We start from the raw sequence: 13,028 nt of genomic DNA on the forward strand, positions 1-13,028 counted from the left end.
GGCCGATTCAGCGCAGTCTAGCCTGAGCGGCCGCAACCTCGTCATCGATCTGGGCGTGCAGCGTGGCAGCCTTGCCGGCCAATGCAGCGCCCGCGGCGGTCTGGTCGGCCAATGCGGCCTGTCGCCAGGCCGGCAGCAGGACATCATGGATGCGCGCGAAGCGTTGCAGCAGCACGTCGTCCTGGTCCTGCAGCAGCTGCCATTGACCGGCTTCCAGACGACGCAGCGTCGCCAGCCGTCGCAGGTGATCCCGCCGTTGTGACAGCGCGGCCTGGCCGGCGGCATCCAGCTGCGTCAGCCGCGACGTCGCCAGCTCGGCCCAGGCGTCCAGCGCCGTGGCCGCCGCTGAATGTTCGGCGATGGCCATGGCCCGCAGCTGCACGTGCTGCTGCAGGTGCTGTGCCTGCTCGCGTGCCCGCAGGGCCAGCACGCCCAGCTGCGACTGCAGCGCACGCCCTTCCGCCTCGCGATCGACATCACGCCCCAGCAGGCGCCCCCACCAGCTCTCCTGCTGCCGGATACGCGTCGGGTTGTCGGCCTGCAGGGCCAGCGCGATGCGTGCCAGTGCCGCCACCAGGCCCTCACCCGCACCCGGTGGCAACGCGGTCTCGCAGCGCGCCAGCGCCTGCAGCAGCGGTGCACCGTAATCGGCCAGCACGGCCACCTCGGCGGTGTCCGGCAGCATCGGTGACGGCAGTGGCGCCTGCATGGTCACAGCGGCGGCTGCGGCTGCGGTGTCAGCGTGGCGACGTCTTCGTTGTCATCCGGCGGCAACGACTCGCCGTAGAAGTGGCGCATCAGGGCTTCATCCAGCGCACGCTCTTCCGGCGTCGTGGCGCGGCGCACCCGCGCGCGCTGCGGCACCGCACTGCCAGGTCCGCCGCGCTCGACCTGCTGGCGCGCCCAACCGGCGAACGCGGCCAGGGTCTGCGACACTTGTACCTGCTGCGCCTGCGATGCCGCCAGCAGTTCCACCAACGGCGCAAGGCCGGCCTGCAGGTCCTCGGCCAGCAGTGTGGCCGGGCTGCTGGGTGCAGCAACGACCGGCATCGGTGCCGCGGGCACCGGCCGCGCTTCGGAAAGACGCTGCAAGGCATCCAGCAATGCCGGCCACGGTGCCGGATCTGCAACGGCAGTCACTTCCGGTGCGGCCGGGGGCAACTGCAACGCGCTGGCGATGTCAGCCAGCTGCGCCACTACACGCCCACCGACATCGCTGTCGTCGGCACCCATCGCCTTGTTGCGCAGGAAATCGCGCTTGATCTGCGCCCAGCGCTGCGCCTGCGTGTCATCCAGTACGCCGCGCAGTTCGGCCAGCTTCAACAGGTTCTCCTCGGCACCGGTGGTGAGCAGCTGTGCCTCGCCCAGGTAGTGGTCGGAGATCAGCTGCTGCAGCTCCTCCTCGTTCATCACCGGCGAGATCTTCTCGGCCAGCTTGTTCATGTTGCGGTAGCTGCCCTGCAGGCGGAACGGCGGTTCGGTGCGGTAGCGATCATCCTGCGCGGCACTGGCGATGTACTGCTGGTTGACCCGGTAGACCACGTCGCGCACGCGCAGCATGCGCTGCAGGGTGGCAGTGATCTCGTTGATCTCCGCGCTGCTGTAGGCATGGCTGAGGCCATTGGTCGAGACGTCCTTGCCCATCGCGCGCTCGACCAGTACATACAGATCGGCCATGTCACGCGTGGCCAGCGGCGCCAGCACCGGGTTGGAGGTCAGGCTGTTCTCGATGTAACTGAGCGTGAAAGCGGCTTCCATGCCACCGAGTACGTCGCCGAGGTTGTAGATGTCGGCACGGTTGGCCAGCATGTCGGGAATCTTGAACACCTCGCCGGACTCGGTATACGGGTTGCCAGCCATCACCACACAGAACTTCTTGCCACGCATGTCGTAGGTGCGGGTACGGCCGCGCCACACGCCTTCGATGCGGCGGGTGCCATCGCACAGCGAAATGAACTTCTGCAGGAACTCGGGATGGGTGTGCTGGATGTCGTCGACATACAGCATGGTGTTGTTGCCCATCTCCAATGCCAGATTGAGCTTCTCCAGCTCCTGCCGCGAGGTTGCGTCCGGTGCCTGGGCCGGGTCCAGCGAGCGCACCTCATGACCCAGCGCCGGACCGTTGATCTTCATGAAGACCAGGCCCAGGCGGTGCGCCACGTATTCCATCAGCGTGGTCTTGCCGTAGCCCGGGGGCGAAATCATCATCAGCAGGCCCATCAGGTCGCTGCGCTTGTTCTCGCCCACCGTGCCCATCTGCTTGGCCAGGTTGTCACCGATCACGCCCAGGTAGACGTCGTTGATCAGCTTGTTGCGCACGAACGAAGACAGCGGCCGCGCCTTGAACTCGGAAAGCCGCAGGGTCTCGCGCTCGCGGCCGATGATGCTCTGGCGCAACGCCTGATAGGCATGGAATGCCGGCACGAAGTGACGCAGGTGCTGCTGCAGGCGTGCCAGGAAATCGTCCAGTGACAACGCAAGCGTGCCATTGCCGATGCGCGCATGCTCGCCAAGCAGGCCATTGACCTCCACCCGCAACGCAGCGTCGCTGGCACGGGTGCGCAGCTGGCGCTGCACCAGGAGCAGTGCCGCCGCTTCATCGACATAGCCGGCATGCATGGCGTACGCCGGCGTTCCCGCAAGTGCACGCAGCCATTGCCTGGCCAGTGCCCAGCGCGTGGCCAGCGGATCCTGGCTGCGCTGCAGGGCACGCTCGACCGCTTCACGCTGCCCTGCCTGCTCCAGCTGTTGCGACAGTGCCTCCAGCAGGACCAGCGCATGGCGGCTGCTGCTGAACACCGGCTCGCCCGCCGCCAGCTCTTCACCCAGATAAGCCGCCGCAGCCTCTGCGGCATCGGCATCGAAAGGCAGGGCATGGGACTGCGCATAGGCCGACAGCGCTACGGCCATCTCCGCACGCAAGGCCTGGCGTCCCTCGTCGGATCCGAACAATCGCGCCAGTGCCTCGGCGCCGGCCTGCCGCGCTGGCCATTGTGCCACCGCCTCACGACGCTGCTCGGCCGCCCAGAACAGCAGTGCCAGCGCACGCACCTGCGGCAGGTGGCGCAGGCTGCCCGCGGCCTGCTGCAGCGGCAACAGTGCGCGCAGGATCAGCGCGGCATCGTGGTCATGGATGCCGCGCTCGTAGCCTTCGCGGTAGCGCGGTGCGGCGAACGCACGCACGCGCTGGTCCAGCGCTTCGGGCGTGGCGACGTCGTGCTGCAGCGTGGCCAGGTCAAGGCCGTCGCGGCCCTCCTGCGCGGCCATCAGCAAGCTGCCGGCCAGATACTCGCCGCGATACAGCGTGGGCGATTCCGAGTCCAGGGTGACTGGCCAGAACGGCTTCAGCGCATCCAGCTCCGGATCGTGCAGGGTCTCAAGGAAGTCCGTGCCGGTCAGGTGGATCGCCAGCGTGTCACCACGCGGCAGCAGGGTCAGGTCCAGCGCCTGGGTGTTGACGCTGAAGCGGTGGCGCGGTCCAAGCCGCACCACGTTGCCGCCGGCTTCGTACAGATCACTGCGGTCGCGCAGCTGGCGCACCGCCTGGTCCCGCACGCCCTTCAGCCGCGCCTCGATGTCGTCGGCCTTGACGTTGTCATGCAATGCGCGCAGGCGCTCGGCCAGCTCACGCAGCTTGAGGATCAGTGGATCGCCAGCGAAGAATGCGTTGAGCTCATCGGCGGTAGCGAAGCGCTCGGTGCGCTTGGCCAGGCCATCGAGAATGCGGTTGGCCGCATCCAGCACCGAGCGCGCCTTGCGCTGGCGGTCATCCAGCAACGCCTGCTTGTGCGTCTCGAAGGCTTCGACCAGCTCCTCGCGCTTGCTCAGGATGTCACCGAGGAACTGCTCATGTTCGCCGAACTGGCTCTCCAGCTCTTCCAGCTGCACCAGCAGGCGCGACAGCTGCTCGTCGGCGCGCTCCGGATCGGTAGCCAGGGCCAGCGCGCTGGTGATCGACTGTGAGAACAGCGCGAACTGTGCGGCGAACTGGGCCACGGCTTCGGCCGAACCGAGCGATCTGCGGCGCTGATCGGCGCGCGCACGCGCCTGGTTGAGACGCCCGTACAGCACAGAGATTGACTCGACCACGCGGGTACGGGCGGTGGCATCCTCCACCTTCAGGCCGGCCATCAGCTCGGACAGCATGTCCAGGTCGGCCGCCATGCCACGCAATCCTTCCAGCTGCTCGTCCAGCTGGCGGGCACTCTGTGCCTGCTGGGCCGCGTCATCCAGCGCCTGCAGGCGCGCGGTCAGCGGCGCCAGCGCGGCATCGCCAGCGAGGAAGTCACCCGTGGCGGCGCCGACGCGATCCTGGGCCTCCACCAGTTCGGCCGTCATCGTCTCGATGCGTGCGGTGTCGATGTAGCGCAGCTCGCGGATGGTCAGCAGGCGTCCACGCAATGCGGTGATTGCGTTGAGGGCCTCGACGAAGGCCTGCACCTCGTTCCAGTTCTGCGGCTGCAGGCGGCCCAGCAGGGCTTTGTGCGCGGCCTCGGCCTCGACCATCGCCTGCGCCGACTGCTGGCGGATCGACTGCACCTTTTCGTATTCGTCCAGCACCGATTCGCCGGTGGCGCTGATCTGCCGCAGCAGCGCCTCTGCACCATCGCAGGCCGCGTCGCCCAGCCAGTGGTGGGCATCGAACAGGCGTCGGGTGTCGGCCACCAGGCGCTGGTAGCGCTGCACCGACACGTCCTGGCCATCAATCTCGCGCGACAGGTTGAACAGGTTGGAAATGCCACGCACCAGCTCGGCGTTGCCGATGCGGCCCATGAAGGTGTTGCCGGGCGGTCGGCTGGCAGCAAACTCGTCACTGCTGAACGGGGTCTGCCAGACCTGCATCGGGTGGATGCGGGTCGGTTCGTTGCCTTCGGCATGGAACAGCACCATGCGCCCGTCCTGCAGGAAGGCGTAGCCATGGCCGAACACCGGGTTCTGCAGCACGCGCTGGATGGTGTTGTAGACGAACAGCGCCGAGCGCCCACCCTCGCGCTCGTAGAAGATGTACAGCACATCCTCGCCATTGGGCGAGCGGATGCTGCGCTTGAACTGCATGCCGGCCATCGAGGCGTCGAACGCCTTGTGCTCGCCTCCCTGCAGGTAGTAGCCGCCCGGGAAGATCACGCCGTGGTCCTCAGGCAGCTGCACGCAGGCCTGCACGATCGCATCGTTGCGCACGATGCCGCCGGTCAGAGTGTTGTAGATCAGGCCCCGCCACTCCGTCTCGCGGTACGGCAGCACCTTCAGCAGCACCAGCGAGCCCACCCGGGCGAATTCGAACTGGGCGTCGTCCAGCGACTGCGTGCTGTCCTCCACCGGTTCGCTGTAGATGCCCTGCCCGGTCTCGGTGTTGTTCTCGACCTTGATGGTGAGATCGCCGCCGGTAGTCTCCACGAACAGGGTGTCGAGGATGTTCAGGTGCGAATGGCGACCATTGACTGCCAGGTCGCGGGTGGCCTTGGTCCATTCGAAGTCGAACGGCGGCGGCAGCGCGATGTCACGCTCGCCGCGCGCATCCAGATAGGTCAGTTCGCCATCGCGCGACAGTGCCCAGCGGAACACGCGCACATCGCTGCTGCGTTCACCGATCTGGAACGAGGCCAGCAGCTTGTCGCCCACCACGATCAGCTGCAGCAGGCGTGCGTGCTTGTAGTAGGCGTACAGCTCGTTGAAGTCGTGCACGAAGCCGGGCTGGTCGAGGAAGCTGCCCTTCAGCTCCAGCGCGGCCACGTCGTAGCCATCGCTGCCCTGCACCAGCCGGTACAGGCCGAACACGTCCTCGATGCGGGTCTGGGTCTTCAGCCCGATGAACACGTTGTAGCCGAACAGCAGGCGGTCAGGACCCACCTGCACGATGTCGCGGCCGACGCAGTTGTTCTCGCTGCGGATGCGGAAGCGCCCAGCCACTTCCAACCGGCTGTCGCCGAATTCGGCCAGGCGCTGGCGGTTGAGCGTTTCGGCCAGGCCCTGCAGGCGCTGGCCCTGCTCGGCCAGGCGGCGGCGCAGGACTTCGTAGGCACCGCCCTGGGCGACGGCCTGGTCGACGGTGGTGCCGCCGGCCTCCGGCGCGGTGGTTTCGGCGGACGGATGGGTTTCAGACATCAGCAGGCTTCCAGCTCACGGGCGAACGGCCGCGTGTGCGGCCGGCACGGACGGGCGATGGCCACGGCGGCCACCGCCCCATGCATCAACGGGCGCTGTCGACCACGGTGGCCGACACGGTCGGCACCGCGTCGGCATCCTCGGTGATCTGGCGCGGGGCCGGTTCGGCCACGGCCACGCCCAGGTAGCGCTGCATCAGCTCCTGCACGATCGGGCTCTTGCCGGCGAAGCCTTCGATCGACTTGCCCAGCGAAACCGCCTTGACCAGATTCTCGAACATGCCGCCGTCGCCGCCGACCAGATCGATGTCGGCATTGCGCAGCGCACTGGCGATGACGTTGGCGTTCTCGCGCGAGACTTCCTTGCCGGCTTCGATCGAGGCCAGCGCCTGCTTCAGGCTGTTGTCCAGCATCATGCGGAACTCTTCGTGGCCACGTGCCTGGTCGCTCAGCGAGGCGATGGCCTCGAACTTGCGCACCAGGCCTTCGGCCTCGGCCAGCAGCTTCTTCTGCACCACGCCGGCTTCGGCATTGCCCAGCGATTCGGTGGCGGTGGCACGGGCCAGGCCCATCTTCTCCTCGCCCTGTGCCTGCGCCTGCAGGGTCTGCGCCAGCACCTGGGCCTCGTTGCTGCCCTGCTTCAGGCTGGCTTCGGCCTTGGCCTCGATCACGCGGGCCTCGGCGATGCCGACCTTCTCGATGGCCAGCGCGGAGGCTTCACGCACCTGCGCTTCGGCCAGGCCCGGCGCGGCCTGCTCGGCGCGCAGTGCGTCGGCCAGCAGTCGCTTGGCTTCGGCCTGCTTGCCGGCCGCTTCGTGTTCGGCCTGGGCCAGCGTGGTCAGTTCCACCGCGCGGTGCTTGGAGGCGGTTTCGCGTGCCTGCGCTTCCTTCACCTCGCGCACCAGCGATTCCTGCGCCTTGGCTTCGGCTTCCAGGATCAGCACCTGCTTCTGGCGGTCGGCCTCGGAGACCTCGCGCACTTCCTTGATGCGCTCCTCTTCCTGGGCCACGGTCTTGTCGATGGAGATGCGTTCGCGGGTGATGTTGGCCACATCCATCTTGCCCTGCTCGACCACCTTGTCGCGCTCCACGCCCTGCAGCTGCACTTCGCGGTCGGTGGTGACCTGCTCCAGCTGGCGCGCGCGCTCCACGCGCTCGGCCTCGATGGCCACGGCGCGCTGGCGGTTCTGCTCGGCCACTTCCACTTCGCGCAGGCGGTTCTGGTCGCGGATCTCGATCAGCTGCTGTGCTTCGATGCGGGCGTTCTCGGACAGCTGGCGCTGTTCTTCCTGCACCTTGGCGGTCTCGGCTTCCTCGCGGGCACGGATGGTCTCGATCTCGCGCTTCTGGCGTGCTTCGGCTTCGGCCTGCTGGCGTTCCAGCGCCAGCAGCGCTTCACGTGCCTCCACATTCTTCTTGGTGATGGCGAGCGTTTCGTTCTGTTCCAGCTCGTTGGTCACCACGTTCTGCGCGGCGGTCAGCTCGGTGATCTTGCGGATGCCCTGCGCGTCGAGAATGTTGAACTGGTCCAGCAGCGACTTCGGCGTCTGCTCCAGGTAGTCGATCGCCACGTCTTCCAGCACGTAGCCATTGAGGTCGTTGCCGATCACCGCGATGATCTCGTCGCGGAATTCCTGGCGCTTCTCGAACAGTTCGGTGAAGTCGAACTTCTTGCCAACCGTCTTCAGCGCTTCGGAGAACTTGGCGTTGAACAGCTCATCGACGGCGTGCTTGTCCGACGCACGGTCGGCACCGATGGCCTTGGCCACGCGCAGCACGTCGGCCTGGGTCTCGTTGACCCGCAGGTAGAAGGCCACGGCGATGTCGGCACGCATGTTGTCGCGGCAGATCAGGCCCTCCTTGCCGCGGCGATCGATCTGCAGGGTGATCAGGCTGATCCGCATCAGCTCGGCGCGGTACAGCACCGGGATGATCAGTGCGCCAGTGAAATGCACCTTGGGCGTGGAGCTCATGTCGTTGACGATCAGGGCCACACCCTGGTCGACCTTGCGGTAGAAGGCCTTGAACAGGCCGGCCAGGCCGAGCAGGCCGACCAGCAGGACCACCACGCCGATCAGGAAGGGGGCCATGGTTGCCAATGTCATCAGTGATTCTCCTTGTTGCCCGGAAGCAGGTTGTCCTGGAAATCGAGGGCGACCGCATCAGCGCGGACCACCCGGTAATAGTGTTGTTCGGCCATGTGCTCGACCAGCACGATGCGCTCGCCACGCTGCAGTTCGATGTCGCTGCGCACCTGCAGCACCAGCCCGGCACCACCGTCGTCGAAGGTGGCGTGACCGCTGCGGGCATCCACCCTGGGCGAGGCGACCACGCCGGTCCGTCCCAGCAGCGAGGCCTGCGCCACTGGTCGCAGGCGCAGCAGGAACCGGCGGATGGGCCGCAGCAGCAGCGCAGTGACCGGCACCGCTGGCAACGGCGCCAGCACGGCCACGACCGCGCCGATCGACCAGCGCAGCAGGTCGGGCAGCGGCAGCAGCACGAACAGATGGATGAAATAGGTGACGATCCAGGCGAAGAAGCCCAGCAGCGTCACCACCAGCATGAGCGGCACCCCGCCCAGGCCCCAGCGCGCCAGCAGCGCGGACAGGCCCTGCAGGTCGTGGTGATCGCCATGCAGCGCACCATCGGCGCCGGCATCGCCGAACCCGTCATCGACCAGGCCGAACGCCGCCAGCGCCCAATACAGCACCGCCACCGCCAGCACGATGCTGTACGGCAGGGTCGGGAAACCGAACACGACGGTGAGGAATTCCTGCATCGCTTTGCCTTCCTGGGCAGTGGGCGGTGTTCGCCCGTTCGGGACGCGCAGAGCGCGCCCCGTCGATCCCCGCGCCGGCCCTCTTGGCAGGCGCGTTGGCTCCATCCTATGTGAAGAATGCGTGCAGGCTCAAATCCGGCCGCAAATCACGACAAAGGGTGACGCGTATCACTCCAGAACCGTGCAGTCCGCGCGGCGCACTTCTTCGACGAAGGTGCGCATCTTGTACCCGTCCTTGATGCCCGGCTCCAGCTCGATGCCACTGGAGACGTCCACGCCCCACGGCAGCGTGGCCAGGACGGCGTCATAGACGTTTTCCGGGTTCAGGCCACCGGCCAGCAGGAACGGCCGGTGCAACCCGGTCGGAATGCGGCCCCAGTCGAACGCTACGCCGGTACCGCCACCACCACCCGGTGCGTGGCTGTCGAACAGGAAGCCAGCGGCGCTGGGATAGCGCAGCTGCAGGGTGCGGGCGTTGACCTCTTCACGCCCGCCCATGGCGATCGCCTTCAGGTAGGGCATGTTGAAGCTGCGGCAGAAGCTCTCGTCTTCCTCGCCATGGAACTGCAGCAGGGTCGGACGCACCGTGCGCAGCACCTCGCGCACCTCTTCCTTGCTGTTGTTGCGGAACAGCGCCACCACGTCGACCATCGGCGCGATCGCCTGGCGCATCGCGCGGGCCTCGGCCGGCGCGACCCGGCGGCTGCTCTCGCGGGCAAAGATGAAGCCCACCGCGTCCACGCCCAGTTCACCGGCCAGGCGGACATCGCCGGCACGGGTCATGCCACAGAACTTGATGCGTGTACGGTAGTAGGAGCGGCTCATAGCGTGACCTCGGCGGGCAGATGCCAGTTGTCGGGGTACAGGGGCCCAAGGAACACCAGGCCCTGCGGCGGTGCGGTGGGGCCAGCTACGGTGCGATCGCGCCCGGCCAGCAGTTCGGCGATCCATTCCACCGGCTTTTCGCCGCTGCCCACCAGGATCAACGATCCGACGATATTGCGGACCATGTGATGAAGGAATGCATTGCCCTGCACGGCGACCTCGATCACCTCGCCCTGGCGGCTGACCTGCAGTGACTGCAGTTCACGCCGGGCATGCAGCGCCTGGCACTGCACCGAACGGAACGCGCTGAAGTCGTTCTCGCCGAGCAGGGCCTGGCCGGCCGCATGCATCAGGGTCTCGTCCAGCGCCCGGCGCTCCCAGCTGAGGGTCTGGCGCTCCAGCGCCGGCCGTACTTCACGGTTGAGCAGGCGGTAGCGGTAGCGACGCGCACGCGCCGAGAAACGGGCATGGAAATCATCGGCCACCGGCACGCACCAACGCACTGCGATCGAGCGCGGCAGGCGGGTGGTGGTACCCAGCATCCAGGCGCGCGGATCGCGCACCACGTCGGTATCGAAGTGGACGACCTGGCATTGGCCATGCACACCGGCATCGGTGCGGCCGGCACAGACCACCTGCAGTGGCGCGTCGGCCACCGACGACAGGGCCTGCTCGAGGCTGGCCTGCACGCTGGGACCGCCCTCGCCCAGGTTCTGCCAGCCCCTGAAATCGCTGCCGTCGTACTCGACGCCAAGCGCGTAACGCATGTGCTACCTCGATGTTGCGGGTGGGCGGCGCTCAGGCCGGATCGCGTTCGGACCAGACCGCCAGTTCGTTGCCACCGGGCTCGACGAACTGGAAGCGGCTGCCGCCGGGGAAAGAAAACACCGGGCGCACGATCTCGCCGCCGGCATCACGCACCGCCGCCTCGATCGGCGCCAACTGGTCGGCGTACAGCACCAGCAAAGGCGCGCCGCTGTCACTGGCCCGTTGCGGCTGGCCGCGGAAGAAGCCGCCCTGCAGGCGGCCATCGTCGAAAGCGGTGTAGTCGCTGCCATAGTCGACGAACGACCAGCCGAACACCTTCTCGAAAAAGGCGCGGCTGGCGGCCGGATCACTGGAGGCGAACTCAACGTAGTCGATGCGGCGCTCGCGGCTCATGGCACGGTCCTTGTCGGCAGGTTCGGTCACGGCAGGCGCGCCAGCAATTCGCGCGCCTGTGCCTGGCTGTGCAGGTCGCCGCCTTCTGCGACCTCCAGCAGCAGGGTACGCGCAGTCTGCGCGTCGCCCAGGTCGAGATAGGCGATGGCCAGCTCCAGGCGCTCCTGGCCCGCACGGGGCGACCAGCCAGCGTCGGTGCCCGCCGCCGCGGTGATCGGCGCGGCATCCTCGTGATGCGGGGCATCGATGCCGTCGCGGTCGATGGGCGCCTGATCGATGGCATCGACCGGAGCGTCGACGTCATGCGTTTCTGCCGGCAGATCGAACACGCCACGGAACTGCGGTTGCTGTTCGGCATGCAGCGCATAGTCCGGCACACCGATGTCGGCCGGGGCTTCCGGTGCAATCGGTTCATCCTGCACCGGCTCGACGACGACACCCTCCCCGCTGGCGGTCGCGGGTTCGTCCCAGCGCGGCAGATCGGTCACCGCCTCGGGCAGTACGACCACGTCTTCGTCACGCAGTGAGTCAGCCCGCCACTCGGGCGGCGCCACGGGGTCGGTGATCGGATCGACTGCGGCTTCGGCCTGCACCTCGGGCTCGCTCGCCCAGGCCGGCATCGCCGGCTCGTGGCGGCCGCCATCGGCTACCGCCGACGACCATGAAGACTGCTCGGCCAGCGTATCCAGCGCCGCGCCCGCCGGCACCGCAGCCGTCAGGCCCGCGGCATCGTCTTCTTCACGCAGCGGCGGCAGCGGCGACGGCTTGCGACGGCGCAGCAGCCAGGCCGCACCGGCCGCCAGCAGCAGCACCGGCAGGCCCAGCCAGTACCACGGCGTCACCGCGTCACGGGCCCCCGGGGCCTGCGCCAGTCGCTGCTGCGCGGCCGCCAGGTCGTTGTCCTTCATCGCGATCAGCGACTGCTGCTGTTCCTTCAGCTTCTCCAGATCGGCCACGCGCTGCTTCAGCTCGCCGATCTCGGCATCGCGGGTGGCGATGTCTTCACGCGCCTGGCGCAGTTGTTCGTTGCCCAGCATGTCACCCTCGCTGCCGGCAGCGGTGCCGGTGGTTGTGCCCGCATGCGCGGCGTCGGACGCCAGCGCCGGAGCGATCTCAAGTCGTGCGCCATTGGCCGCAGCCGGGGAAGAAGCGCTCGTGGTTGCCGCCCTGGCGACCGGTGCGACCGTTCCCGCCGGCTGCGGAACGGTACGTGCCTGCCGCCATTGCGCGGCGTGCTCGCGCACCAGCGCAGCGGCCTCCGCCGCATCCACGGCGGCCAGCGCATCGCTGCCCGGCACACGCAGCACCGCGCCCTGCTTGAGCAGGTTGACGTTGCCACGGATGAAAGCTTCGGGATTGGCTCGCAGCAGGGCGATCATCGCGCGGTCGCGGCTGACCTGGTTGCCGCGCGCCACCGCACTGGCGATCTGCGAAAGGGTCTGACCGCGCTGCACGGTGATGCTGCCATCAACCGGAGTGGCCGCCACCGGTGCAGGTGCCGCACGCGGCCGTGCCGGTGCCGGCGGTGTCGCTGCAGCGGCACGGGTCGGCACATCGGGCGCCTCCGTTGCAGACACGGGCGCCGGCTCGCGGGCAATCGTGTTGGAAAGCGTGCCTGCCGGGGCAACGATCTCCGGTTCGGTTACTGCCAGCGCACTGGACGGTGCATCAACCAGCGCCGAATACTCGCGCACCAGCCGGCCCTGGCCCCAGTCGGCCTCGATCAGGAAGCTCAGCGACGGGGTCTCGACCGGCGCCTGCGAAGTCACCCGCACCACCGCCCTGCCCTGCGCATTGCGGGTCAGTTCGAACTGCAGTTCGCTGACCAGCCCGGTCGGCCGCTGCAGGCCGACACGCTCGAAGGTGACCGGTGAGGCCAGCGCGACGCGCAGGTTCTCCAGCTCGGACGGATCGGCCGAGACCACCGGGATTTCGGCCAGCAACGGCTGGCCCGGCTTGGACAGGACCCGGATGTCACCCAGGCCCAGGGCAAACGCCGAACTGCTGGCCAGGGCCAGCAGCGCGGCGGAAAGATAGCTGAGCGGGCGCTTTGCGCCCTTGGCCCGTTTATTCATGGGCGACACTATAAAGCGTGCGGACCAAGGTCCGCACCCACCGGAAAGACCCTTGAGGTAGTGCCGGCCGCTGGCCGGCAATCCCTT

Annotated in this window: 8 protein-coding genes; all 8 read right to left on the reverse strand. The window is 67.8% G+C overall.

All coding sequences use genetic code 11. The features are described from left to right. Window positions 1–7: 7 nt before the first annotated feature. The 8 genes from SriyCCGPB3_RS15225 to SriyCCGPB3_RS15260 all read right to left on the reverse strand — a co-directional run bounded on the left by SriyCCGPB3_RS15225 (window position 8) and on the right by SriyCCGPB3_RS15260 (window position 12,941). A complete protein-coding gene (locus tag SriyCCGPB3_RS15225) occupies window positions 8–709 on the reverse strand; it encodes a hypothetical protein (RefSeq protein WP_239506136.1) in 702 nt (233 codons plus the stop codon). 2 nt (window positions 710–711) lie between these two features. Then, window positions 712–6,102, reverse strand: a complete 5,391-nt coding sequence (locus SriyCCGPB3_RS15230; RefSeq protein ID WP_350259467.1) for a DNA repair ATPase — start codon at window positions 6,100–6,102, stop codon at window positions 712–714. 85 nt (window positions 6,103–6,187) lie between these two features. Beyond that, window positions 6,188–8,206: a hypothetical protein gene (locus tag SriyCCGPB3_RS15235; protein ID WP_350259468.1), complete on the reverse strand. Its 2,019-nt coding sequence runs from the start codon at window positions 8,204–8,206 to the stop codon at window positions 6,188–6,190. Further along, window positions 8,206–8,880: an OB-fold-containig protein gene (locus SriyCCGPB3_RS15240; RefSeq protein ID WP_110713002.1), complete on the reverse strand. Its 675-nt coding sequence runs from the start codon at window positions 8,878–8,880 to the stop codon at window positions 8,206–8,208. The genes SriyCCGPB3_RS15235 and SriyCCGPB3_RS15240 overlap by 1 nt, the downstream gene beginning before the upstream one ends. Before the next feature lie 168 nt (window positions 8,881–9,048). After that, the gene (locus SriyCCGPB3_RS15245) at window positions 9,049–9,705 is read right to left on the reverse strand and encodes a phosphoribosylanthranilate isomerase (protein WP_049429515.1); all 657 of its coding nucleotides are present in this window, start codon (window positions 9,703–9,705) and stop codon (window positions 9,049–9,051) included. After that, on the reverse strand, window positions 9,702–10,472 hold the full coding sequence (gene truA / locus SriyCCGPB3_RS15250) for a tRNA pseudouridine(38-40) synthase TruA (protein ID WP_110713003.1): 771 nt from the start codon (window positions 10,470–10,472) through the stop codon (window positions 9,702–9,704). The genes SriyCCGPB3_RS15245 and truA overlap by 4 nt, the downstream gene beginning before the upstream one ends. A 31-nt stretch (window positions 10,473–10,503) precedes the next feature. Continuing rightward, a complete protein-coding gene (locus SriyCCGPB3_RS15255; protein ID WP_093999948.1) occupies window positions 10,504–10,866 on the reverse strand; it encodes a VOC family protein in 363 nt (120 codons plus the stop codon). 26 nt (window positions 10,867–10,892) lie between these two features. After that, window positions 10,893–12,941 (reverse strand): FimV/HubP family polar landmark protein, encoded by a 2,049-nt coding sequence (locus SriyCCGPB3_RS15260; RefSeq protein ID WP_350259469.1) that lies wholly within the window; start codon window positions 12,939–12,941, stop codon window positions 10,893–10,895. Window positions 12,942–13,028: the final 87 nt, after the last annotated feature.

Origin of the sequence: Stenotrophomonas riyadhensis (assembly GCF_040256885.1) — a bacterium.
GTDB classification, from domain to species: Bacteria; Pseudomonadota; Gammaproteobacteria; order Xanthomonadales; family Xanthomonadaceae; genus Stenotrophomonas; species Stenotrophomonas riyadhensis.

What these genes read in the sequence shown, in the direction of transcription:
- SriyCCGPB3_RS15225 (WP_239506136.1), bottom strand. Translation starts at nt 709, where the DNA reads ATGCAGGCGCCACTGCCGTCACCGATGCTGCCGGACACCGCCGAGGTG.
- SriyCCGPB3_RS15230 (WP_350259467.1), bottom strand. Translation starts at nt 6,102, where the DNA reads ATGTCTGAAACCCATCCGTCCGCCGAAACCACCGCGCCGGAGGCCGGC.
- SriyCCGPB3_RS15235 (WP_350259468.1), bottom strand. Translation starts at nt 8,206, where the DNA reads ATGACATTGGCAACCATGGCCCCCTTCCTGATCGGCGTGGTGGTCCTG.
- SriyCCGPB3_RS15240 (WP_110713002.1), bottom strand. Translation starts at nt 8,880, where the DNA reads ATGCAGGAATTCCTCACCGTCGTGTTCGGTTTCCCGACCCTGCCGTAC.
- SriyCCGPB3_RS15245 (WP_049429515.1), bottom strand. Translation starts at nt 9,705, where the DNA reads ATGAGCCGCTCCTACTACCGTACACGCATCAAGTTCTGTGGCATGACC.
- truA (WP_110713003.1), bottom strand. Translation starts at nt 10,472, where the DNA reads ATGCGTTACGCGCTTGGCGTCGAGTACGACGGCAGCGATTTCAGGGGC.
- SriyCCGPB3_RS15255 (WP_093999948.1), bottom strand. Translation starts at nt 10,866, where the DNA reads ATGAGCCGCGAGCGCCGCATCGACTACGTTGAGTTCGCCTCCAGTGAT.
- SriyCCGPB3_RS15260 (WP_350259469.1), bottom strand. Translation starts at nt 12,941, where the DNA reads ATGAATAAACGGGCCAAGGGCGCAAAGCGCCCGCTCAGCTATCTTTCC.